The following is a 22,677-nucleotide window of genomic DNA, read 5'->3' on the forward strand; positions in this document are numbered from 1 at the left end:
CCGGCTCAGAAGTGTTCCTGCACGACACCGGGGTGCACCCGCACGTGCAGCAGGGCAGGGCCGGTGACCGGCAGCACCGCGTCGAACGCGGCGTCGGCACCGGCCTCGTCCGTCACCGTCCAGGCAGGCACACCCAGCGCCCGCGCCACCCCGGCGAGGTCGCGCTCGGGAAAACGGGCGAGCGACGGATCCACCCCCCGGGGTCGCAGCTTGCGCACCTCCGCGCCATACGCGGCGTCGTCCAGAACGACCAGCAGTACCGCGGCACCCGTGCGGGCGAGCGTGTCCAGCTCACCCAGCCCGGTGAGCAGACTCCCGTCACCCTCGAACGCCACCACCGGCCGGTCCGGGCGGCCCACCGCGGCGCCCACCGCGAACGGCAGCCCCACGCCGATGCTGCCGAAGTCCCACGGGGCGATCAGCGCCCGGTCCACCGCGGGTGAGTCCAGCAGCAGGTTCGGCCAGCCGCCGAAGTGCCCCACCCCCACCACAGTGGTGCGGCGCGCCGGCAACCGCCGGGCGCACACCCGCAGGAACGCCCGCGGGTCGATCCGGTCCGCCGCCCGCAACGGGACCAGACCGGCGAACGGGTCGGCCGCCGCCACCTCCCGCGCCAGCTCCGCGGAACGCCACCGTGGCCGCTGGACCGGCGGCAGCGCCGCCGAGACCGCCGCCGCCACCACCGCCGCGTCGCCCACCACCCCGGCGTCCACCGGCCAGCGCGCGCCGATCGCCGCCGCGTCGGTGTCGACGCACACCACCTCGGCCTGGGCGAACAACCGGCCGTGATCCGCCGTCCACCGGTTCAGCCCGGCACCGAACGCCAGCACCAGATCCGCTTCGCCCAGCACCCGCCGGGTCAGCGGCCGGGCCAGCCCACCCGCCACCCCCAGGCAGTACGGGTGGTCCGCGAAGACGCCAGCACCCATGAGCGTGGTGGCCAGCACCGCCCCGCCGCGATCCGCCAACTCCCGTACCGCCGCCGCGGCCTCCTGCGCGCCCCGGCCGGCCAGCACCACCGGGCGCTTCGCGCTCCGCAACCGCCGCGCGAGCATCGCCACGTCGTCCGGGTGCGGCGCTGGCGGCCCCGGAGGGCGCGGCTCGGCCACCGCGACCGGCTGCGGAACGTCCTCCGGGACGTCCTCGTCCTGCAGGTCCATCGGCACGTTCAGCACCACCGGCCCCGGTGCGGAGCGGGCCAGCCGGAACGCCGCAGCGACGTCACGGACCGCCCCCGCCGCGCCCACCACCTGCACCATGTGGCCCGCTGTCGCCAGGGCGAACGGCTGCTGCGGGAAGTTCTGCACGTGCCCCGGATCCCCGGGCGGCGTGTCACCCGCCACCAGCACCAGCGGGGTACGCGCCTGGCGGGCGATCGTCAGCGCCGCACCCGCCACAGCCAGCCCCGGCCCCTGGGTGACCGTGGCCACGGCGCACCGGCCGGTCGCGCGGGCGTACCCGTCGGCCATCATCACTGCGGCGTTCTCGTTGCGGGCCGCGACGAACCGCACACCGTGCCGGCCGACCAGGTCGCTGACGAGGAACATGTTGGCGTCGCCGAGCAGGCCGAACACCGTGTCGACGCCGTGCGCGACGAGCGCGTCCGCCAGCAGTTGGTACACCTTCACCGTTGCCCGCCCTTCGGGTAGGGGCCGGCCGGCCGCAACGCGACGCTCAGCGCACCCAGGTAGGAGTCGTTCGCGGCGGCCTCGAAGCGCGGTCCGGCCAGGCGCGCGGCCCGCTTCGTCATGGACCGGCCCACCGGCGAGACGGTCAGCAGTCGCTCGACCACCGCGTCACACGCCGCGCCCAGCTCGTCGGCCGGCACCGCCGCCGTGACCAGGTCGTGGCGCAGCATCTCCGCCGGGCCGATCCGCTCTCCCAGCAGCAGCCAGCGCTTCGCCCGGTCCGCCCCCACCAGGTCGGCCAGGATCGCCATGCCGCTCCACGTCAGCGGAATGCCGAAGGTGACCTCCGGGAACGTGAAGAAGCAGCGGTCCGCCGCGACGCGCAGGTCGGCGGCGAGCCCGAGCACCGCGCCGGAGCCGATCGCCGGGCCGTTGAACGCGGTCACCGTCGTCTGCTCCAACCGGTACCAGCGCTCCACCAGCTCGGCCGTGCGGCGCTGCACCTGCATGGTGGCGGCGGCGTCCAGACCGGCCAGCTCGTCCAGGTCGGTACCCGCGCAGAACGCCGACCCGGCACCGGTGAGCACCACCACCTCCACCTCGGAGTCGCGTCCCACCTCGTGCAGCACGTCCTCGAACCGGGCCAGCATCGCCAGGTCGAAACTGTTGCGCCGGTGTGGGCGGTTCAGAGTGATCCGGGCCAGCCGACCCGCCCGGTCGAGGAGCACGGGCGACGAGGTGGACGGTGCGCTGGTCATGGCGACTCCGAGGTGAGCAGGGCGCGGTCCACCAGGGCGGCGGCGTGACCGACGTACGACAGCGGGTCCAGCAGCCCGGCGACATCCTCGCCGGGCAGGGCGGCGGCGACCTGCGGGTCGGCGCGCAACACGTCAGCGAAGGGGCGGTCCTGCTCCAGGCTGTCGCGCACCACCCGCATCACCAGGTGGTGCGCCTCCTCGCGGCCCAGCGTGCCCGCCAGCCGCAGCATCACCGCCTCCGACAGCACCAGCCCGCCGGTGAGATCGAGGTTGGCGCGCATCCGGTCCGGATTCACGCCCAGGTCACCGAAGACCTCCACCAGGCGCTCCAGGACACCACCGATGAGGATGAAGCACTCCGGGAGAAGCTTCCACAGGGTCATGCCGACGCCCATGTCCCGGTCGTCCTGCGCCACCATCGTCTGCAGGGCCAGCGGCACCTGCGCGCGCAGCGTGCCGGCCGCCGCGATCACCGCCTCGCAGCGGATCGGGTTGCGCTTGTGCGGCATCGTGCTGCTGCCGACCTGGGTCGCGCGCTGCGGCTCGTACGCCTCGCCGACCTCGGTACGGCCCAGGAAGTACACCTCGCGGGCCAGCTTCTCGCCGCTGGACGCCACCATGCCCAGCACCATGAGGCACTCGGCGAACCGGTCCGAGGTGGCGTGCCACGGGGTGTCCGCCACGGCCAGGCCCAGGTCGTCGGCGACGGCCCGCTCCAGCGCGAACGCCTGCGGCCCGTACCCCGCCATCGTGCCCGCCGCCCCGCCCATGCTGGTCACCAGCAGCCGGGCGCGCATTTCGCGGAGCCGGTCCCGGTGGCGTTGCAGCTCGCTCTGCCACACCGCGCAGCGCAGCCCGAACGTGGTCGGCAGGGCCTGCTGGCCGTGCGTACGCGCCGGCATGGGGGTGCTGCGGTGCCGCAGCGCCAGCCGGCGCAGCAGCCGCACCAGCTCGTCGAGTTGGCGCCCGACGACGTCCAGGCCGGCGCGGGCGCGCAGCACGAACCCGGTGTCCATCACGTCCTGTGTGGTGGCGCCCAGGTGCACGTACCGTCCGGCGTCACCGGGGCAGGCGGCGGTCAGGGCGCGCACCAGTGGCACCAGCGGGTGGACGGTGTCCTCGGCATCGGCGACAAGGGCCGCGGTGTCCAGCTTCTCCAGCCGCGCCGTCGCGGTGATCGCCTCCGCGGCCGCCCCGGGGATGATCCCGAGCGACGCCTGCCCGCGGGCCAGCGCGGCCTCCACGTCCAGCCAGGACTGCATGAGCTGCCTGTCGTTGAAGACTCCGCGCATCTCGGCGTTGCCGAAGAAGCTGGTGACGGTCAGCGAATCGAGGAAACACGACCCGAGTTGCATCAGTTCTCCCCCTCGAAGAGCGTCAGCGCGGCGCGCCGATCGACCTTGCCGGACGGCAGCAGGGGCAGTGCGGCGACCGCGCGTACCCGGGTGGGCAGCTTGTGTCGGGCCAGCCTCCCGGCGACGGCGGCGACGACGACCTCGGTGTCGAGCCGGGCGCCGGGCGCGGCGACCAGCAGTGCACCGACCTCCTCGCCCCAGCGCGCCGACGGCACGCCGAGCACGCACGCCTGGCCGACGGCGGCGTCGTCGAGCAGCGCGGCCTCCACCTCGGCCGGGCTGACGTTCTCGCCGCCACGGATGATGAGCTCCTTGACCCGGCCGGTGAGCGTGAACACGCGCTCGGCGGTCATCGCGCCGCGGTCGCCGGTGCGCAGCCAGCCGTCGGCGGTCAGGGCGGCGGCGGTGGCGGCGGGGTCGTCGACGTAGCCGGACATGACCGACTCGCCGCGCACCAGCAGCTCACCCGCCTCGCCGGGCGATACGGCGTCACCGGTGCCGGGCCGCACCACGGCGGCGTCGAGGCCGGGCACGATCCGGCCGACGGTCCGGCCGATCGGTGCGCAGCTGCCGTCGCCCGGGTCGACGCTGATCGTGGGACCCGCCTCGGTCTGACCGTAGACGACGGCCGTGCGGTCCAGGCCCAGCACGCGCGTGGTGCGCTCGCGCAGCGCGGGCGGGCACGGCGCGCCGCCGAGGAAGCCGACGCGCAGCGACGACAGGTCCCACCGGCCGGGCTCGCCCTCGACCCGGTCGGCGAGCATCGTGGCCATCGTCGGTACGGCCTGAAGCACGGTGCAGCGGTGCCGCTCCACCAGGTCCAGCACGGTCTCCGAGCGGAACCGGCGCGTCGACACCCAGAGCGCCCCCGTGACCAGCGCGAGCACCGCGCCGCTGCTGAGCCCGGCGGCGTGCGCCAGCGGTAGGGGTGAGGCGAGGGTGTCGGCCTGGCGCAGCCCGGCCGCCCGGGCCGTCCACTGCGCGTTGCGCACCAGGTTCCGGGCGGTGAGCGCCACCATCTTGGCGGGGCCGGTGGAGCCGGAGGTGAACTGGATGTTCAGCACGGCGTCGGCGTCACCGGCCGGTTCGGGCGGCGCGTCAGCCCAGCCGGCCAACGCCGTCAGCGCGCCCCGGCCGCCGTCGTCGGCGAGCGTGTGGACACCGTCCGGCGCGTACGGCGACCCGGCCAGGGCGGCGGCCGCCTCGGCGGTCGCGTCTCGGTCCCGGATCCGACCGGCCGCGAACAGCCGGCGGGGCCGGGCGCGGGTCACCGTCTCGGCCAGCTCCGCGGCGGTGAGACCCGGGTGCAGGGTCACCAGGGTGGCGCCGCGCCAGGCCGCCGCCGCGAGCAACGTCAGCCAGGCGAGGCTGTTCTCCGACCACACGGCGATCCGGTCACCGCGACCGATCCCGTGGGCGGCCAGAACCGCCGCGCCCCGACCCGCCAGCTCGGCGAACTCGGCGTACGTGACCGGGCGGTCCAGCTCCGCGAACGCGTACAGCGGCCGGTCCGGGTGCCGGGCCGCCCCGTCGAGCAGGACGGCGTCGAGGGCGAGTGACGGCACGGTCAGTCCCGGGTGAGCAGCAGGTTGCCGTGCTCGTCGGCGGCGCCGCGCCAGCCGGCCCCGACGACTGTCGTACTGCCGTTCTCGCGCACCACGGCCGGGCCGGTCACCGCGACACCGGGCGCCAGTTCGGCGCGCCGCCACACCGCGGCGTCCACCCAGCCGTCCGGCCCGTACAGCCGGGTGTGGCCCGGTCGGGCCTCGCCGTTGGCCGGCGCGGCGAAGCGCACCTCGGGGCTGGGCCCGAAGGCGGTGAGGCGGCAGTTGACGATGTCGACCGGGTGGCCGGTGCGCACGTAGGCGTACCGCTCGGCGTACGCGTCGTGGAACGCCGACACCAGATCCTCGGCCGTGGCGGGCAGGTCGGCCACCGCGACCGCCAGGTCGTGGCTCTGTCCGCGGAAGCGCATTCCCACAGTCAGCGCGAACGAGACCTGGTCGGCCTCGACGCCGTCCTCCGCCTTGAGCTGTGCCCGGGCCGCGTCCTGCAACTCCGCGACGACCGCCCGTGCCGAGGCCAGCCCGGGCTCGTCGGCGGCCACCAGGACGGTACGGACGTAGTCGTGACGGGCGCGGGCCGTGACGAATCCCAGGGCCGAGAAGTTGCCCGGCACCGGCGGCACCAGCACGCGGCTGATGCCCAACTCGTCGGCGAGCGCGGTGGCGTGCATCGGCCCGGCCCCGCCGAACGGCATCAGCACGAAGTCGCGCGGGTCGTGCCCGCGTGCGACGGAGATCTCCTTGATCGCGCTGGTCATCTTGATGGTGGCCAGGCGCAGGATGCCGTGCGCCAGTTCCATGTCGTCGAGCCCGAGCTGCCCGGCGAGCGCCGTCGCGGCCTCCGCCGCCGGCGCGGGATCCAGCCGCACCTCACCGCCCAGGCTCTCCTGCGGGTCGAGGTGCCCGACCAGCAGGTGCGCGTCGGTGGTGGTCGGCTCGGTGCCGCCACGGCCGTAGCAGGCCGGGCCGGGCGTGGAACCGGCGCTGCGCGGCCCGATCCGCAGCTCGCCGCCGAGGTCGCGCCAGGCGATGGAACCGCCGCCCGCCCCGATCGTGTTGATCTCCACCTGGAATGTCCGGTTCGGGTATCCGGCGATCGTCCCGTCGCTGGTCATCAGCGGCGCGCCGCCCTTGATCAGGCAGACGTCGGTGCTGGTGCCGCCGATGTCGCAGGTGATCACGTTCGAGTATCCGGCCAGGCCCGCGACGTGGACGGCGGCGGCGACACCGCCCGCCGGGCCGGAGAGGGCCAGGTTGATCGGCAGGCGGCTGGCCTCGTCGGTGGAGACGACGCCACCGCTGCTGGTCATGATGGACAGCGGCTGCACGTACCCGGCACCCGCCAGGGCGGTGCCGAGCCCGCGCAGGTAGTCGGCGACGGCGCCCCGGACGCTGGCGTTGAGCACGGTGGTGGCGAACCGTTCGTACTCGCCCTGCTCCGGTACGACGTCGGAGGAGACGGTGCAGACCAGGTTGGGGTGGCGCTCGGCGAGCCGCAGCGCCGCTGCGCGCTCGTGGGCGGGGTTGCGGTACGAGTGCAGCAGGCAGACCGCCACGGCCCCTGGCCCGGCAGCCGCCACCCGGTCCAGCACCTCGTCCAGGTGACCGGGGTCGAGTGGCTCGGTGACCTCGCCGTCGGCGGCGATCCGTTCCCGCAGGGCGTGCCGCAGCGAGCGGGGCGCCAGCGACGGACGTGCCGCCTCCTTGACGCTGTAGAGCCGCGGCCGATGCCCGAGGCCCATCTCCAACACGTCGCGGAAGCCGGCGGTGGTGACCACGCTGACCGGGTCGCCGGAGCCCTCCAGCAGCGCGTTCGTCACCCGCGTGGTGCCGTGCACGAAGCGTTCCACCGCGTCCAGTGAGACGCCGAGCTTGGCCAGCCCCTCGAAGATCGCGGCGGCGGGGTCGTGCGGCGTCGACAGGGTCTTCGCCTCGGCGAGCCGTGCGGTGGCCGGCTCGTAGACGATCACGTCGGTGAAGGTGCCGCCGATGTCGACGCCGATGCAGAGCATGCGGGAGTGCCTTTCGTGGGAGGGGGACCGTGCGGCGGTGACGCTGGAGGGCGTCAGAAGGTGACGCCGTAGCGGCGCAGGCTGCCCCGCGCGACGGTCCGCAGGATCCAGTCGAAGAGGTAGCCGAGGAGGCCGAGGGCGAGGATGCCGACGAAGACCCACTCGGTCTTGGCGTAGTTGCGGGCGGTCCAGATCAGCGAGCCCAACCCGCTCTGCGCCGCGACGATCTCCGCCGAGACGATCGTCAGGAACGAGTTGCCCATGGCGAGCCGGGCGCCGGTGACGACGTGCGGCACCGTGGACGGCAGCACCACCGACACGAGGGTGCGCAGCGGCGAGGCGCCGAGGGCGCGGGCCGCCCGCAGTCGCAGGTCGTCGACGGCCAGCACGCCGGCCAGGGTGTTGAGCGCGACGATGAAGACCGTGGTGTAGAAGATCAGCGCGATCTTGGACGCCTCGCCCGGGCCGAGCCAGATGATCGCCAGCGTGACGAAGGCGATCGGCGGGACGAACCGGAAGAACTGGATGTACGGGTCGAGCATCAGCCGCAACCAGGGGATGCACCCCATGAGCAGCCCCACCGGCACGCCGATCACGACGCCGAGAGCCCAGCCGGTCAGGATGCGCGTCGACGAGGCGCTGATCGAGTCCCACAGGGTGCCGTCACGGATAAGGTCGACCGCGCCCTGCCAGGTCAGCATCGGCGACGGCAGGAAGAACGCGGTGTAGTTGCGGCTCACCAGGTCCCAGACGACGATGCCGAGGGCCACGGAGAGCAGCGACAGCCCGATCCGGGTCAGTCGGGGCCGGGCGCTCGCCCGGCGCGCCGGGCGGCGCGGCGCGACGGGGGTGGGCGCCGGGTCCGTACGCACGTCGACGGTCATCGTCCCGCCCCTTCCTGGTGACCGGCCGGCCGGCCGTCGTGCCCGTCGTCGAGCCCCTGGGCCCGCAGGGTGCGGGCCACCTCCTCGCCGATGTCCTCACGCAGCTGCCGGAACAGGGCGGCGCTGGCCGGGTCGGTGAGGTCGCGGGGCCGGGGCAGATCGCAGGGGTACACGTTCTTGATGGCGGCGGCGGGGCCGGCCGTCATGGTGACGATGCGGTCGCTGAGCAGGATCGCCTCGCCGATGTCGTGGGTGACGAACAGGATGGTGGCGCCGGTGTCGCGCCAGATCCGGTCCAGTTCGACCTGCATGACCAGCCGGGTCTGGGCATCCAGGGCCCCGAACGGCTCGTCCATGAGGATGACGGAGGGCTCGTTGGCGAGCACCCGGGCGAGCTGCGCCCGCTGCCGCATGCCGCCGGAGAGCTGGCTGGGAAACCGGTCGGCGCTGTGGCTGAGCCCGACCATCGCCAGGTAGCGGTCCTCGACGGCGGTGCGCTGTGTCTTCGGCATGCGCCGCATCCGGGGGCCGAACGCGACGTTCTGCCGGACGGTCAGCCAGGGGAACAGCGCCTCCGCGCTCTGGAACACCACGCCGCGCGCCACGTCCGGTCCACTGACCGGGGTGCCGCCGCAGGTGACCTCGCCGCCGGCCGGTGTGACGAACCCGGCGACCGCGTTGAGCAGCGTCGACTTGCCGCAGCCGCTGGGCCCGAGCAGGCAGACGAACTCGCCCGCCGCGATGTCGAGCGTCGCGCCGCGCACCGCGTCGAAGTCGCCGAAGCGGATGTCGACGTCGCGCAGGGAGACGGGGTCCCCGGCCCGGCCGGTCGCGGACGACCGGCCGGTCGGGTTGGCGGTACGTGTGCCGTCGGAGGTCACACCAGGCCCCTGACCATCACCGTCGCAGGGTCCGCCGCCTTCTGCACGATCTTGCTGTCCTGCTGGAACTTGGCGATCTCGGCGTAGCGCTGCAGGTCCTCGTCGGTGAAGTCGCGAACCTTGCACTCCACGCCCTCCAGGAGGGTCTGCGCCTCGGCGGCCGGGACCTTGATCGCCTTCTCGGTGACCGTGCCAGACTTCGCGGGGTCGGCGGTGAGCTGCTCGCACGCCTTGCCGACGGTGTCGACGACCTTCTTGGCGGCGTCCTTGTTCGCCTCGTACCAGGCGCCGTCGACGCCGATCACGAGGTTGTAGACGTAGCCGATGTCGCCGCTGGTGAGCAGCACCTTGCCGCCGTTGGCGACTCCGCGCGACGGCCACGGCTCCCACATGATGTAGCCGTCGACGTCGCCGCGCTGCAGCAGCGCCGGCATCTCGGCGGGGGAGGCCTTGACGAACTCGACCGCGTCGCGGCTGATGCCCTTGGACGCGAGGACCTTGTTGGTGGCGTACTCGTTGACGGTGCCGGGCACGACGCCGTACTTCTTGATGGCGGCCACGTCCGCGATCCCGGAGCGGGCGACGAGCTTGATGAAGCTGGGGGACTGGGAGAACACGGCCAGGCCCTTGATGTCGCCGCGGGTGGCCCGGTTGAGCAGGCTGGACTCGGTGCTCGCGGTGAACTGGCCCTGCTTGGCCAGGATCGCGTCGAGGCCGCCGGTGCCCTCCTGGAACTGGGTCACCGTCACGTTGACGCCCGCCTCGGCGAACAGCTTGTCCTGGTCGGCGAGGTAGATCGGTGAGTACGCGGGGTCGACGCCCACGCCGAACGTGACGTTGGCGGACGGTGCGGCGGCGGAGCCACCGGCCTCGTCGGCCGTCTGGTTCTCGGCGCATGCGGCCCCGGAGACCGTTATCAGCAGAGCCGCGGCCGCTACCCGCAACGTTCGCATCTTCATGGCTACCTCAGTCCTCGACCGGCTCATATGGTGGTCCGTGTTGCTTAATATGGGACGGTACTGTGTGGCCGAGCACACCGTCAAGAGATCACGACCCTCTGACCAGCAGTTCGTTACCGTCCAGACTCACGACCGGGGGCTTCCCATGATGCGTCGCGCAGGCGCCGAACTGCCCGGCGACCGTTTCAGCCCTGCCTCGCTGCGCCACTGGCGGCGCACGATCGAACGGCACTGGAGTAGCACCGACGCGGTGCTGTACGCCCTCGGCGTCGGCGCGGGACAGCACGACCCCGCCGCCGAACTTCGCTTCACCACCGAGAACTCCGCCGGCCACCCACACGCGGCACTACCGACCTTCGCGGCCCTGCTCGCCGCCGACCCACCCCCGCTCGGCGACCCGGCGGCCGTCCGGCACGCCGAGCAGTCCCTGGTGCTGCACCGCGAACTGCCCGCCGCCGGCACCGCCCGCACCACCGCCACCGTCACCTCGGTGTACGACCAGGGGAGCGGCGCCCTGGTCCGCGTCGTCTCCCGGATCCGCGACGCGCAGGACCGCCCGCTGGCCACCGCCACCGCGGGCTTCTTCGTCATCGGTGCTGGCGGCTTCGGCGGCGACCGGGCCCCCGCGCCCGCCCGGCCGGCCCTGGCCGGACCACCCGACCACGAGATCAGCTACCCGGTGCCCACCGACCAGGCCCTGCTCTACCGCCTCAGCGGCGACCGCAACCCGCTGCACAGCGATCCAGCGGTCGCTGATCGCGCCGGCCTGCCCCGGCCGCTGCTGCACGGGCTCTGCACGTACGGCTACGCCGGGCGTGCCCTGCTGCACACGGTCGCCGGATCGGATCCGGCCCGGCTGCGCCGCGTCGACGCGCGCTTCACGGCACCCATGTATCCCGGCGACACCCTGACGATCCGCATCTGGCGCCGCCGCCACGGCGCCGCCTTCCAGGCCGTGGACGGCACCGGCCGGCTGGTCCTCACCCGGGGCGTCGCCCGGGTGCTGCCACCGCCGCCCGGGGGAGTGTCACCACACCTTGCTGAGATCCGTTCACGGGCGTAGGAAGAACACCACCCACCACCCTCGCTCCGCACCGAGCCATCGTCCACCGTCGAAGGAGATGTGTGTGACCACCCCCGTACGGCTCCGTCTCTCTGTGTCCGTGCTGGTGACGGCGGTCGCCGTCCTGCTCGCTCCGGCCGCTGCCGCGGCACCGCCCGCGACTCCCGGCGCGACCGGGCGTCCGGGCTGCGACCCGATCGACCCGACGGCCTGCCTGCTGCCGTTCCCGAACGACCACTTCACCGTGCCGGACCGGACCAGCCCCACCGGCAAGCGGGTGCGGTTCGCGGCCTCCGCGATGCCCGCGAACGTCCAGGGAACGCCGATCGACCCGACGGAGTGGAACCGGCAGGACGGGTTCAGCCCCGGATCGCCGATCCTGGTTCGGGTGCCCGGCCTCGACACCGCCGCCACCGGGATCGCACCGGTCACCGACATCGGCCGCTCGCTGGCGCCGGACGCGCCGATCGTGCTGCTCAACACGCGGACCGGCGAGCGCACCCCCTACTGGGCCGAGCTGGACGCGCACGCCGCCGGCCAGCCGGACCGGCAGTCATTGATCATCCGCCCGGCGGTGGCGCTGACCGAGGGCACCCGGTACGTCGTGGGCCTTCGCGGCATGCGCGACGGCACGGGTGCGGTGATCCCGGCGCCGAAGGCGTTCACGGCGTACACCAGGGGCGTCGGCCTCGGCCATCGGGACCCGCGCGTGCCGCAGATGAAGCGGATCATCGGCGACCTGGGCCGGGCCGGCGTCAAGCGGCACAGCCTCTATCTGGCCTGGGACTTCACGGTCGCCAGCCGGCAGGGCCTGACCGGCCGGATGCTGGCGGTGCGGGACAGCGCCTTCGCCGACCTCCGCCGGGCGGCACCCTCGTTCACCGTCACCACGGTCACCGACCACACCCCCGAGCAGGACCCGTTGATCGCCCGGCAGGTGACCGGCACCGTCGACGTGCCGTCCTACCTGACCGGCGACGGCGGGCCCGGCTCCCGGCTGCACTACGGGCCGGTCGGCGGCAACGGGACACCACCGACGCCGAACGCCCTGCCCACGCCGTCCGGCGCGACCGTGGCGGCCGACTTCGTCTGCAACATCCCGCGCAGCGCCTCCCCGGCGAGACCGGCGCAGCTCTCGCTCTACGGCCACGGCCTGCTCGGCAGACCCACCGAGATCAACGCCGGAAACGTCAAGACGATGTCGAACACGTACGGCTTCACCTTCTGCGCGACCAGCTGGATCGGCATGGCCGCCGCCGACGTCCCCTACGTGGCGGGCGCCTTCACCGACCTCACCGCCTTCCCCGCCGTGGCCGACCGGTTGCAGCAGAGCTACCTGAACTTCCTCTTCCTGGGCCGCGCGATGATCCACCCCGGCGGGTTCGCCGCCCACCCGGCGTTCCGGGACGGCAGCGCACGACCGCTGATCGACGTGGCCGGAGGGCTGCACTACGACGGCAACAGTCAGGGCGGCATCAACGGCGGCGCGCTCACCGCCATCGCCCAGGACTGGACCCGTTCGGTGCTCGGCGTACCGGCGATGAACTACTCCACGCTGCTGCAACGCAGCGTGGACTTCGCGCCGTTCCAAAACGTCCTGGACGGCTCCTACCCGGACAGGGTCGACCAGCAACTGATCCTCGCGCTGCTGCAGATGCTGTGGGACCGCTCCGAGGCCAACGGGTACGCCCAGCACATGACCGACCGACCGTTGCCGAACACCCCGGCGCACCAGGTGCTGATGCACGTGGCCTTCGGCGACCACCAGGTCTCGCCCGCCGCGGCCGAGGTGCAGGCGCGCACCATCGGCGCCCGCCTGCACACCCCGGCGCTCGCCGATGGCTGGTCGACCGACGTGCGGCCGTACTGGGGCATCGCGCCGATCCGCAGGTACCCGTACACCGGCTCGGCGATGGTGGTCTGGAACAGCGGCGCCGCGTACGCCCCACCGCCGACCAACCTCGCCCCTGCCGGGCCGGAGTACGGCGACGACCCGCACGAGTTCCCGCGCGCCCAGCCCGAAGCGCAGAAGCAGAAGGCGGTCTTCCTCCGTACCGGGAAGGTCATCGACGTCTGCGCGCGTACGCCCTGCCCCTGACGCGTCACCGGCCGGGCCCGCCGGGAGCACCCTCCCGGCGGGCCCGGCCGACCCGGGTCAGTCGTCGATCGCCTGGTAGGCGGTGGTCCAGAAGTCGCTCCACATCGGCAGCCTCTGGTCGCCCATATGTGCCCGCTGCATGATGACGAGGGCTGTCATGTCCTCGGCGGGATCGTTGTACCAGGCGGTGCCGTAGAAGCCGGGCCAGCCGTAACTGCCCACCGAGGGGCCGATGCGCCCGCACCTCGTGATGACCGACATCCCGAAACCCCAGCCGATGGAGTCGAAGTACCCCGGCCAGAATCCGGAGATCGCCTTCTGCTCGGGTGTCAGGTGGTCGGTGGTCATCAGGGCCACCGACGCCCGCGAGAGCACCCGCTCGCCGCGGTGGGTGCCGCCGGCGAGCAGCGCGGACGCGAAGGCGAGAAAGTCGTCGGCGGTCGAGACGAGCCCACCGCCTCCACTCTCGAACGTCGCCGGCCTGCTGAACGCCCCGTCCGGCAGGTCCTCGACGACCGCCTCGCCGGTGGGGGCGCTGTCCCGGTCGTACGCCGTCGAGAACCGGTCGAGGCTGTCGGCGTCCACACTGAACCCGGTGTCCGTCATCCCCAGCGGGTCGCAGAGCCGTTCGCGCAGGGCCTCGCCGAGGGACTTGCCGGTGGCGCGGGCGATGAGGGCGCCCGTCGCGTCGGCGGGGGTGTGGTACATCCAGCGCTCACCGGGCTGGTGGACCAGGGGCAGCGCGCCGAGGCGGCGCACCCACTCGTCCAGGTGCGGCTGGCCGATCGAGTCCAGGGCGTCGGCGATCGGGGCGGTGCCCTGCTCGGCCAGGACGGTGCCGGTGCCGGTGGTGAAGGTCAGCATGTCCCGCAGCGTCGTCGGACGGGTCGCGGGAACCGTCTCGTCCAGCGGCCGGGTCGGATCGCCGAGCACCCGCATGTCCGCCAGTTCCGGCAGCAGGTCGTCCACCGGGTCGTCCAGGCGCAGCGTGCAGTCCTCGACCAGGGTCATCGCGCAGGCCGCGACGATCGGCTTCGACATCGACCCCAGGCGAACGATCGTGTCTCCCGCCATCGGGACCCGCGAGCCGGCGCCGTGGAACGCGAGAGTCCCCCTGGCCTCGACGTGCACCTCGCCCCGGCGGGCCAGGACCATCATCAGGCCGGGAACGAAACCGGAGTCGACGTGCCGCTCGAGCAGGTCGCGTACCCGGACCAGCCGCTTCGCCGAGAACCCGCCCACCGACACGTGCAGCTCCCTCACCTCGGTCGATCCAGAGTGGCATCGATGGTAGCCGTGTCGCCTGCTACCGGTTGCCCGCACGGCCCCGCCGTCGTCCGTCGACGCAACCCCCCTGACAACGGCTCGTTGGGCGACAGGGTGGAACGGGGGGCGGTCGATGACGGCGGGACGGGGTGCCGCACTGCTTCGTCCTGCCGAGAGTTCGGGACGGGCCACGTTCCTGGAGCTCTTCTTCGATCTGGCGTTCGTGGTGGCCCTCACCCGGGTCTCGCAACGATTCGCCGGCCTGGGCGACGACACCGGCTGGGCGCTCGCCGAGGGGTTCGGTCGTACGCTGCTGCTCTTTCTGGCGCTCTGGCTGATCTGGTCGCACACCGCCTGGATCACCAGCCGTTACGAGCCGGAGCAGCCGGTCGTCCAGGCGGTCGTGGTCGGCACCATGTTCGCCGGGCTGGTGATGGCGGTGACGTTGCCACGCGCCATGGAGGAGCGGGCGGTGCCGTTCGTGGCCGCGTACCTGGTGGTGATGGTGGTGCGACCGCTTGTGGTCGCCGCCGCGCTGAGTGGCCATCCGCGACGGAGGGTGCCGTTGCGGCTCGCCGTATGGGCCGCGGCGACCGCGCCGCTGTGGCTGGTAGGCGCGTTGGGACCGGACCGGTTCCGCCTGTCGCTGTGGGCCGTGGCCCTCGCTGTCGACTACCTCGCCTGGACCCTGGGTTGGCCGCTGCCCCGGGTCGGCGCTTCGAGGATCGGCCGCTGGCGGATCGCCGGGACGCATCTCGCCGACAGGTACCAGCAGATGGTTCTCATCGCCCTGGGTGAGTCGATTCTGGTTCTCGGCACGGTTTTCAGCGGCGCCGACTATTCCGGGGAGCGGGCGGCCGCCTTCGTCGTCGCGTTCGCGACCAGCGCGCTGATCTGGCGGATCTACTTCCACCGCGCCGGTCTGCTGCTGACCGAGGCTCTGGAGCGGGCGACCCCGCCCGGTCGGCTGGGCGCGATGTCGGAACGGACGCATCTGCTGATCGTGCTCAGCGTGCTCGTCACCTCGGTCGGCTACGAGCTGGTGATCGATGACCCGTTCGGACCGCCCCGGCCCGCTTGGCTCCTGTTCCTGGTCGGCGGTCCGATGCTCTTCCTCGTCGCCCGCGCACGGCTGGAGCACGAGATCTTCGGCCGGGTCTCCCGATCCCGGATCGTCGGCCTGGTGGCGCTGCTGCTGTTCACGCCGGCGGTGGCCCGCTGGGAGCCGATGGTCGGGCTGAGCGTGGTGGCCGGCGTGCTGGCCCTGGTCGCGCTCCTGGACGCGCGGCGGAGTCGGGGACGGCCGACGGAGGTCCCCGCCTCACCGGTCGCGGGGGAGACACCCGGGGATCGCGACTGCGAGGCCTGACCCGTCGTCGCCCGCGCCGCCGGCCTGGGCGAGGCTCGTTACGAGCGGGCGGAGTCGCTCGCCCGGCGTTCGGTGTTGATGCGCAGCAGTCCTTCGACCCCCTGGAGGAAGGTGTCGGACACCAGGGACGGGTCGAAGAGGCAGCCGGCTGCCATGGCGCCGTCGCGGAGCATGACGAAGTGGCGCGCGGCGGGATCCGCCGTCTCCGGGTGCACCTGGGCCATCAGCGTGGTGAGCGTGTCCAGGAACCACCGCCGGTGGGCGATGATCTCCTGGCGTACGGGATTGTCGGTGTCCGGGTACTCCGCCGCGGCGTTGAGGAAGGCGCATCCACGGAACCCGGGGGACTGGATGTGCTGAGCGATGGAGCCGGCGATCTCCAGGAGGGGGTCGACCGCCGACGGGTTGGCGGCGATGGCCGCGTCGACCCTGCCGCGTTCCATCTCGTGGACCTCACGCAGGTACGCGAGGATGAGGTCTTCCTTGCTGGGGAAGTGCCGGTAGAAGGTGGCTCGGGTCACCTTCGCCTCGGCGATGATCCGGTCGACGCCCACGGAGTGGATGCCCTCGGCGTAGAAGATCCGGGTCGCCGTGGCCAGGAGCCGCTGTCGCGCCTCGGAGGGCCGGGTGTCGGTGTCGCCACGTGCCATACCCCCACTTTAGCGGATAGAACGTTCGGTCTGATGCGTCTCGCGGACCGCTGACTTCGCTGTGCGGCAGGTCACTCGGACAGATAGAACGGTCGGTCTTGCTAATCGGCGTCGGCGCGGCCATGCTGAACAAGACAGAACGTTCGGTCTCCTCGCGTTTCCGGAAGGGCCCCCGTGACCACCACTGCTTCCTCGACAGGCATGTCCCAGACCGCTGCCGCGCTGCGCCGCCTCTACTTCGTCCGCTTCGCGTTCGCCATCGTGTGGGCACTCGTGGCGATCACGACCGCCACGGAGATCGCCCCCCTCACGGTGGTGCTGTTCGTGCTCTACCCGCTGTTCGACGTGGGCGCCGCCATCTACGACCTCCGCTCGTCGCGCACCACCGGCACGCCGTCCCTGCTGTACGTGAACGTCGCGGTCAGTCTGATCGCCGCCGTCGGCGTGGGTGTCGCGGCCGCGTCCGGCATTCCGGCGGTGCTGCGCGTGTGGGGCGCCTGGGCGGTCGTGGCCGGTCTGGTCCAGCTCGTCGTGGGCGTCACCCGTCGCCGGATGGGCGGACAGTGGCCGATGATCATCAGTGGCGGCATCTCGGTGCTGGCCGGTGGGTCCTTCATCGTCGCCGCTTCCGCGGACGACCCGTCGCTGACCAACGCGGCAGGCTACGCCATCCCCGGCGCCATCTTCTTCCTCATCGCCGCCCTGCGTCTCGGCCGCCGCGCGAAGGGCAACTGACATGACCACCACCATCGGGTACGACGTCGTCGTGATCGGTGCCGGCCCGGTCGGGGAGAACGTCGCCGACCGGGTCGTGCGGGGAGGCCTGACCGCTGCCGTCGTCGAGCGGGAACTGGTCGGCGGCGAGTGCTCGTACTGGGCGTGCATGCCGACCAAGGCGTTGCTGCGCAGCGCGTCCGTGCTGCGGGCGGCGCGGCAGATGCCGGGTGCCCGCGAGGCGGTGACGGGTGAGCTGGACGTGGCGGCGGTGCTGGCTCGCCGGGACTCCTTCGCGTCGCACTGGAAGGACGACGGGCAGGTGGCGTGGCTGGAGTCGGCCGGGATCGCGCTGCACCGCGGCCAGGGGCGGATCGCTTCCGCCCGGGTCGTCGAGGTGACCGGCGCCGACGGTGTCACGACGAGGTTGGCCGCGCGACACGCGGTGGTCGTCGCGACCGGGAGCAGCGCTCTCCTGCCGGATGTCCCAGGCCTGCGGGAGGCAGCGCCGTGGTCCAGTCGGGAGGCGGCCTCGGCCGGGTCGGTTCCCCGCCGGCTCGCCATCATCGGTGGTGGCGTGGTGGCGGCCGAGATGGCGACCGCGTTCTCCGCTCTGGGATCCGCGGTGACGGTGCTGGCCCGCGACGGTGTGTTGCCGTCGGTGGAGCCGTTCGCGGGTGAGCTGGTCACCGAGTCGTTGCGCGCGGCAGGTGTGTCGGTACGGGGTGGCGCGGATGCCGTCTCCGTCCGCCGGGACGACAGCGGAACCGTCGACATCACCACCGCCGACGGCGGTCGGGTGGAGGCCGACGAGGTTCTCGTGGCGATCGGTCGTACGCCGAACACCGGGGACATCGGCCTGGAGAGCATCGGGCTGACGCCGGGAGCCTGGCTGGCGGTCGACGACACGTTACGCGTCGTCGGCGGCGGGGAGTGGCTGTACGCCGCAGGTGACGTGAACCGGCGGGTGCTGCTCACGCATCAGGGCAAGTACCAGGCGCGCGCGGTGGGCGACGTGATCGTGGCGCGGGCGACGGGCCAGGAGGTCCAGGACGGCAGGTGGGGCCGGCACGCGGCCACGGCCGATGAGCGTGCGGTGCCGCAGGTGATCTTCACCGACCCGGAGATCGCGTCGGTGGGACTGACCGCGGCCGCGGCCGGGGCGGCCGGACTGCGGACCCGGGTCGTGGACCACGACCTGGGCGCCGTTGCCGGATCCTCCCTGCACGCGGACGGCTACCGGGGCCACGCGCGCATGATCGTCGACGAGGACCGGAAGGTGATCGTCGGCTGCACCCTCGCCGGCCCGGACGTCGCGGAACTGATCCACGCCGCCACGATCGCCGTCGTCGGCGAGGTCCCGCTGGACCGGCTGTGGCACGCGGTCCCCGCGTACCCCACCGTCAGCGAGATCTGGCTGCGGCTGCTGGAGACATACGGCCGTTGACGGCCCGACACGTGCCCCTGCCGCCGGCTTCGCAGATCTCGCTGACAGGAGTCTGACCGGCCTTGATACTGGTCCTGTCGCACGGCTCCCACCTCCGGAAGTGGGAGCCGGTACGCGGCCGTCAGCGAGACGCCGTCGAACATCACCGTCGTCCGGCCCGCGCCACCGCGTTCAGCGGACAGCCGAGGCCTCTCGAAAGGAATGCCAGATGAACGCCGCTTCTGACATGCCCACAATTGTTCTCGTACACGGCGCCTTCGCCGACTCGTCGAGCTGGAACGGGGTCATCGCCCACCTCAAGCGCCGGGGTTACCCGGTCATGGCCGTCGCGAACCCGTTGCGGGGTGTGCAGAAGGACGCCGCCTACGTGCGGTCTGTTGTGGACGCGATTTCCGGGCCGGTCGTGATGGCCGCCCACTCGTACGGCGGAGCGGTGATCACCGAGGCCGCGGATGGCGCCCCCAACGTCAAGGCTCTGGTGTACGTCGCCAGCATCAGCCCCGAGGTCGGCGAAAGCGTCTTGGATCTGGTCGCCAAGTACCCCGGAAGCCAGCTCGGCACCTCCATCAAGATGCTGCCGATCCCCGTCGACGGCGGTGGCACGGCCATGGAGCAGTACATCCATCAGGACAAGTACCCGGCGGTGTTCGCGGCCGACGTCGACCCCGACACCGCTGAGCTGATGGCGGTGACCCAGCGACCGCCCACAGACGCGGCCCAGCAGGAGGGCGTGACGAAGACCGCCTGGAAGACGATCCCCTCCTGGACCCTGGTCAGCACCCAGGACCTGGGCATCCCACCGGACCTGCAACGCTTCCTGGCGAAGCGGGCCGGGTCGACGACTGTCGAGATCGACGCGTCCCACGCCGTGGCGGTCTCGCAGCCCGGCCCGGTCGCGGACCTCATCGACACGGCCGCCCGCGCCACCGCCAGCTAGGGTGCCGTTCCCGACTCGTCGGGGTGCGCCAGCCATGCGAGGCCCGGTCACCGGGCCAGCCCGGCACGCCGGTCCTGCCGCGTGCGCCCGCGGCCAGCCTTGCCCGAAAGGCGGAGGGCCGACGGCCGGCCAGGGCGACATCATCAGCGTGGGATCGGCGTCGGCCGGCGGTGAAGGCGGCGTCGCCGCTCGCAGGACCTGTGCGTGCCGGAGAGCTCAGGCCGGGCCACGGCGTCGCTGCGGGAGAGACGGCCGGCTGGAGGTCATGGCGTGGTGGCAGGTCAACACGACTTCCGGGTACGCGGTGAACGCGCCCGTGCGATCGGCGCCGCGACGCACCGCTGCCTGAGGGCCGCCCAGGGGCAGTGGTTCAGGGAACGACCGAGGCGGTGCGAGGTGATCACTCGTACGACGGTGCCCGCCGCCACATGACGGATCGGCTACCTTCCGTCACCCGGCACGCCGACCTGTTCGTGTTCGCCGGTGCCGGTGCGTCCTACGCCCCTCCCGCGGCCCTGCCGCTGTTCGACCCCATGCGTGACGCGATCCTCAGGCAACTCGGCCTGGCCGACTATCTCGACCAGCCCGGGCTGAAGGCGATCATCAAGGGTCTCGCCCCGGAGCCCTTCATGCACGCGTTGAAGGAGAGCGGCGTCGACGTGCAGGACTGGCTGTCCCGGACCCTGCGGACGGTCGAGCCGGCGCCGCCGCGACCCAACGCGGTGCACGTCGCGTTGGCGCAGCTCGCGGCGATGGGCTGCGCCGTGTGGACGGTCAACTTCGACACGCTTGTCGAGGAGGCTGACGCCGACCTGCGCGCGGTCTCCTGGCCGGCGGACCCGGCCGAGCCCGGGGAGATCCACAAACCGCACGGCTCGCTCCCCGGCGACCTGATCGTCACCGCGCGGCAGGTGCTCGTGGGCCTCGACCAGAGGTGGCGGGAGGCTCTCACGGAGGCGGTCCGCCACCGGGTCGTGGCCTTCATCGGTTACAGCGGGCGCGACTTCGACTTCCAGCCGCTCTGGGACGGGATCCTCGCCGAGGCGACGGCGGTGATGTGGTTCTACCGGCCCGAGGACGGCGTGGACGAAGAGGGTCGGCTGGCCCGTCTGCTGCGGAGCTGCGCGACGAAGGGCACCCTGTTCACGGTCCCCTCGCCGAACCCGTCCCGGGAGTTCGTCGCCTGGTGCACCGACAACGGGCTGGTCGCGGTGGACCGGGACCTGGTGGATCAGCTGCCCGTCACGCCGCCGCCCCGGCCATTCCCCACCCTGGGCGGAAACCTCGCGTTGGCCCAGGTGCAGGTGCGAGGTGTGCTCGGGGACTGGCGGGGTGCCGTACGGGCGGGTCTGCGGACGTTGCCCCGCAATCCGGACCGGCTCAAGACCCTGAAACAGCTGGGCGCGCAGGTCGTCAACAACGCGGGCCGGTGGGTGACCGTACCGCTGGGGGTGATCGCGCGGACGCCTCTGCTCCCGGACGGGAAGCGGAAGGTCGCCGAGAGCAAGCTGATTGCCGCCCACTCGCGGCACGGTGACCACCAACGGGTCCTGCGCGGCACGGACGACCTCGACGACCGGAGCCCGTCGACCCTTCTCGCCCTCCGTGCCAGCTCGTTGCGGATGACCGGCAACCTCGACGAGGCCGCCCGCGTCGGCGCCCGGGCGTACGAGCGTGCCCGCCAGGAGGTGGACCCGAACCAGGTCCGCGTCGCGGGTGCCGCGTTCCAGCGCGCGTACGCCCTGATGTGGGCCGGCCGCCTCGACGAGTGCCGTCGCTGCGTGGACGAGGATCTGCGCCCCTCGGTGGCCATCGCCGCCAACCGCATGGTCGCCTGGGCCGACTACCTGGAGGGCAGCCTTGCCCTGCACGAGGGCGACGACGTCGCCGCCGCAGGCCACTACCACCTCAGCGAACTGCGCTTTCGTGGTGAGGGCCTCCTCGACGGCGTGGTCACGGTGCTGACGGCGCGGCTCACCCTGACCCGCCGCACCGATCCGGGCGGCTTCCCCGGCAAGCTCGCCGAGCTGGACGCCAGCAGGTCGAGTACCGCGGCCTTCTACACTCGCGACCATCCCTTCTCCACCGAGGCCGTCATCCTCGAACGTGCCGAGTACACCCGGGTGCACGAGCACGACCTCGACCGGGCGGCCCAGCTGTACCGAACGGTGGCGGACGCCTCCGCCTACCCGATCCAACGCTGCTCCGCCCTGCTCGGTGCCGGCCTGGTCGCCGTCGAACAGGGTGCCTCTCGCACCGACCTGCACGCGGCCCGCGACCTGGCCGCCGCGAGCGGGGTGCGGGTCCTGGTCCGGCACGCCGAGGCGGCGCTCGTTCTGGCCGACGGCGCCCGCCCCGACGAGGTGTTCTTCTGCTGACGGCGTCCCCGGCACGCGGGTGCGGTCCAGGCGTCGGTGACCGTTTGCTGGTGCCTCCGGAGGGTACGTGTGGTGCCATGACCACCCCTGAGCAGAGTCAGCAGGAGAGGGCCCTCGAGACCGGCCAGGTCTACCAGGACGCCGAGGGCCACCGGACGACGGACCCGGGTTCCGGCGCCGAGCACGCCGACAGCGAAGCCGACCGCAACGCTGAGCATCTGCGGCGGGGCGAGGTCGGGCCGCGCGTCCCGGAGGAGTAGCCCGCCGCGCGGCTGACCGGAGCGGGTGCGACCTTGAAGCCGTCAGTCGTAGTGCTGGACGAGGCAGAACTCGTGATCCTCGGGGTCGGCCATGACGACGACCACGCCCTCGTCATAGTCGTGTCGTTCACCGGTGAACCGGCCTCCGAGATCGGCGACCGTCGTCATCGCCTCGTCGATGTCATCGACGGTGACGTCGAGGTGTACGCGCACCTTGCCCGTTCGCGGCTCCGGCACCGGCTGGAACACCAACCGCGGCTGGGGGTCGCCGCGCTCGCCGAGGTAGACCCAGCCCTCTCGCGACGGGCCGGGCTCGCGACCGAGCAGCCCGCTCCAGAACCGGGCCACCCGCTCGGGGTCGACGCAATCGATCGTGACACCGGACCAGACGTTCGCCACGTACCGATTGTTGCAGTGTGCCGTCCGCCGTCGCGACAGTGCGGTGCCCCGGAC

At 72.7% G+C, this 22,677-nt stretch carries 19 protein-coding genes; 8 read left to right on the plus strand and 11 right to left on the minus strand.

The window, feature by feature from the left end; all coding sequences use genetic code 11:
• Positions 1-5: 5 nt before the first annotated feature.
• Genes ABZS77_RS19175 through ABZS77_RS19210 form a run of 8 tightly spaced genes read right to left on the minus strand, consistent with a single transcriptional unit; the run spans position 6 to position 10,042 of the window.
• Positions 6-1,628, minus strand: coding sequence for a thiamine pyrophosphate-binding protein (locus ABZS77_RS19175; RefSeq protein WP_354824246.1), 1,623 nt, complete (start codon positions 1,626-1,628; stop codon positions 6-8).
• Positions 1,625-2,386: an enoyl-CoA hydratase/isomerase family protein gene (locus tag ABZS77_RS19180; RefSeq protein ID WP_354824249.1), complete on the minus strand. Its 762-nt coding sequence runs from the start codon at positions 2,384-2,386 to the stop codon at positions 1,625-1,627. The genes ABZS77_RS19175 and ABZS77_RS19180 overlap by 4 nt, the downstream gene beginning before the upstream one ends.
• On the minus strand, positions 2,383-3,741 hold the full coding sequence (gene purB / locus ABZS77_RS19185; protein WP_354824253.1) for an adenylosuccinate lyase: 1,359 nt from the start codon (positions 3,739-3,741) through the stop codon (positions 2,383-2,385). The genes ABZS77_RS19180 and purB overlap by 4 nt, the downstream gene beginning before the upstream one ends.
• Positions 3,741-5,306 (minus strand): class I adenylate-forming enzyme family protein, encoded by a 1,566-nt coding sequence (locus tag ABZS77_RS19190; protein WP_354824255.1) that lies wholly within the window; start codon positions 5,304-5,306, stop codon positions 3,741-3,743. The genes purB and ABZS77_RS19190 overlap by 1 nt, the downstream gene beginning before the upstream one ends.
• A 2-nt stretch (positions 5,307-5,308) precedes the next feature.
• Positions 5,309-7,318 (minus strand): hydantoinase/oxoprolinase family protein, encoded by a 2,010-nt coding sequence (locus tag ABZS77_RS19195; RefSeq protein ID WP_354824258.1) that lies wholly within the window; start codon positions 7,316-7,318, stop codon positions 5,309-5,311.
• A gap of 53 nt (positions 7,319-7,371) precedes the next feature.
• The gene (locus tag ABZS77_RS19200) at positions 7,372-8,202 is read right to left on the minus strand and encodes an ABC transporter permease (RefSeq protein WP_354824261.1); all 831 of its coding nucleotides are present in this window, start codon (positions 8,200-8,202) and stop codon (positions 7,372-7,374) included.
• A complete protein-coding gene (locus tag ABZS77_RS19205) occupies positions 8,199-9,083 on the minus strand; it encodes an ABC transporter ATP-binding protein (RefSeq protein WP_354824264.1) in 885 nt (294 codons plus the stop codon). The genes ABZS77_RS19200 and ABZS77_RS19205 overlap by 4 nt, the downstream gene beginning before the upstream one ends.
• The gene (locus ABZS77_RS19210; RefSeq protein ID WP_354824267.1) at positions 9,080-10,042 is read right to left on the minus strand and encodes an ABC transporter substrate-binding protein; all 963 of its coding nucleotides are present in this window, start codon (positions 10,040-10,042) and stop codon (positions 9,080-9,082) included. Before ABZS77_RS19210 ends, ABZS77_RS19205 begins: the two co-directional genes overlap by 4 nt.
• Before the next feature lie 145 nt (positions 10,043-10,187).
• Between ABZS77_RS19210 and ABZS77_RS19215 the strand changes: the two genes are divergently transcribed.
• The gene (locus ABZS77_RS19215) at positions 10,188-11,105 is read left to right on the plus strand and encodes a MaoC/PaaZ C-terminal domain-containing protein (RefSeq protein ID WP_354824270.1); all 918 of its coding nucleotides are present in this window, start codon (positions 10,188-10,190) and stop codon (positions 11,103-11,105) included.
• 58 nt (positions 11,106-11,163) lie between these two features.
• Positions 11,164-13,203, plus strand: a complete 2,040-nt coding sequence (locus tag ABZS77_RS19220) for a hypothetical protein (RefSeq protein WP_354824273.1) — start codon at positions 11,164-11,166, stop codon at positions 13,201-13,203.
• A 57-nt stretch (positions 13,204-13,260) separates the two neighbouring features.
• Here ABZS77_RS19220 and ABZS77_RS19225 read toward each other — a convergent pair whose 3' ends face one another.
• Entirely contained in the window at positions 13,261-14,466 is a 1,206-nt protein-coding gene (locus ABZS77_RS19225) for a serine hydrolase domain-containing protein (protein WP_354824276.1), read from the minus strand.
• Positions 14,467-14,602: 136 nt separating this feature from the next.
• Here ABZS77_RS19225 and ABZS77_RS19230 point away from each other — a divergent pair, with 136 nt between their 5' ends.
• On the plus strand, positions 14,603-15,838 hold the full coding sequence (locus tag ABZS77_RS19230) for a low temperature requirement protein A (RefSeq protein WP_354824279.1): 1,236 nt from the start codon (positions 14,603-14,605) through the stop codon (positions 15,836-15,838).
• 38 nt (positions 15,839-15,876) lie between these two features.
• Here the strand turns inward: ABZS77_RS19230 and ABZS77_RS19235 are convergent, their stop codons facing one another.
• Positions 15,877-16,488 carry a TetR/AcrR family transcriptional regulator gene (locus ABZS77_RS19235; RefSeq protein WP_354824282.1) on the minus strand — a complete coding sequence of 204 codons (612 nt, stop codon included), beginning with the start codon at positions 16,486-16,488 and terminating at the stop codon, positions 15,877-15,879.
• A 174-nt stretch (positions 16,489-16,662) separates the two neighbouring features.
• Between ABZS77_RS19235 and ABZS77_RS19240 the strand changes: the two genes are divergently transcribed.
• The 5 genes from ABZS77_RS19240 (at position 16,663) to ABZS77_RS19260 (ending at position 22,224) form a co-directional block, all read left to right on the plus strand.
• Positions 16,663-17,223, plus strand: a complete 561-nt coding sequence (locus ABZS77_RS19240; protein WP_354824285.1) for a hypothetical protein — start codon at positions 16,663-16,665, stop codon at positions 17,221-17,223.
• Position 17,224: 1 nt separating this feature from the next.
• Positions 17,225-18,649: an NAD(P)/FAD-dependent oxidoreductase gene (locus ABZS77_RS19245; protein WP_354824286.1), complete on the plus strand. Its 1,425-nt coding sequence runs from the start codon at positions 17,225-17,227 to the stop codon at positions 18,647-18,649.
• Between the two features lie 208 nt (positions 18,650-18,857).
• The gene (locus ABZS77_RS19250; RefSeq protein ID WP_354824289.1) at positions 18,858-19,586 is read left to right on the plus strand and encodes an alpha/beta hydrolase; all 729 of its coding nucleotides are present in this window, start codon (positions 18,858-18,860) and stop codon (positions 19,584-19,586) included.
• Between the two features lie 428 nt (positions 19,587-20,014).
• Complete coding sequence (locus ABZS77_RS19255) at positions 20,015-21,964, plus strand: SIR2 family protein (protein ID WP_354824292.1); 1,950 nt, start codon at positions 20,015-20,017, stop codon at positions 21,962-21,964.
• Positions 21,965-22,041: 77 nt separating this feature from the next.
• Positions 22,042-22,224: a ribonuclease gene (locus tag ABZS77_RS19260; RefSeq protein WP_354824294.1), complete on the plus strand. Its 183-nt coding sequence runs from the start codon at positions 22,042-22,044 to the stop codon at positions 22,222-22,224.
• 42 nt (positions 22,225-22,266) lie between these two features.
• Here the strand turns inward: ABZS77_RS19260 and ABZS77_RS19265 are convergent, their stop codons facing one another.
• Complete coding sequence (locus tag ABZS77_RS19265; RefSeq protein ID WP_354824297.1) at positions 22,267-22,623, minus strand: VOC family protein; 357 nt, start codon at positions 22,621-22,623, stop codon at positions 22,267-22,269.
• Positions 22,624-22,677: the final 54 nt, after the last annotated feature.

Origin of the sequence: Micromonospora sp. NPDC005298 (genome assembly GCF_040607375.1) — a bacterium.
Classification (GTDB): domain Bacteria; phylum Actinomycetota; class Actinomycetes; order Mycobacteriales; family Micromonosporaceae; genus Micromonospora.

Excerpts from the sequence above, each read along its gene's own strand:
- ABZS77_RS19180 (WP_354824249.1), bottom strand. The coding sequence starts at position 2,386 with ATGACCAGCGCACCGTCCACCTCGTCGCCCGTGCTCCTCGACCGGGCG.
- purB (WP_354824253.1), bottom strand. The coding sequence starts at position 3,741 with ATGCAACTCGGGTCGTGTTTCCTCGATTCGCTGACCGTCACCAGCTTC.
- ABZS77_RS19195 (WP_354824258.1), bottom strand. The coding sequence starts at position 7,318 with ATGCTCTGCATCGGCGTCGACATCGGCGGCACCTTCACCGACGTGATC.
- ABZS77_RS19200 (WP_354824261.1), bottom strand. The coding sequence starts at position 8,202 with ATGACCGTCGACGTGCGTACGGACCCGGCGCCCACCCCCGTCGCGCCG.
- ABZS77_RS19210 (WP_354824267.1), bottom strand. The coding sequence starts at position 10,042 with ATGAAGATGCGAACGTTGCGGGTAGCGGCCGCGGCTCTGCTGATAACG.
- ABZS77_RS19215 (WP_354824270.1), top strand. The coding sequence starts at position 10,188 with ATGATGCGTCGCGCAGGCGCCGAACTGCCCGGCGACCGTTTCAGCCCT.
- ABZS77_RS19220 (WP_354824273.1), top strand. The coding sequence starts at position 11,164 with ATGTGTGTGACCACCCCCGTACGGCTCCGTCTCTCTGTGTCCGTGCTG.
- ABZS77_RS19230 (WP_354824279.1), top strand. The coding sequence starts at position 14,603 with ATGACGGCGGGACGGGGTGCCGCACTGCTTCGTCCTGCCGAGAGTTCG.
- ABZS77_RS19235 (WP_354824282.1), bottom strand. The coding sequence starts at position 16,488 with ATGGCACGTGGCGACACCGACACCCGGCCCTCCGAGGCGCGACAGCGG.
- ABZS77_RS19245 (WP_354824286.1), top strand. The coding sequence starts at position 17,225 with ATGACCACCACCATCGGGTACGACGTCGTCGTGATCGGTGCCGGCCCG.
- ABZS77_RS19250 (WP_354824289.1), top strand. The coding sequence starts at position 18,858 with ATGAACGCCGCTTCTGACATGCCCACAATTGTTCTCGTACACGGCGCC.
- ABZS77_RS19255 (WP_354824292.1), top strand. The coding sequence starts at position 20,015 with ATGACGGATCGGCTACCTTCCGTCACCCGGCACGCCGACCTGTTCGTG.
- ABZS77_RS19260 (WP_354824294.1), top strand. The coding sequence starts at position 22,042 with ATGACCACCCCTGAGCAGAGTCAGCAGGAGAGGGCCCTCGAGACCGGC.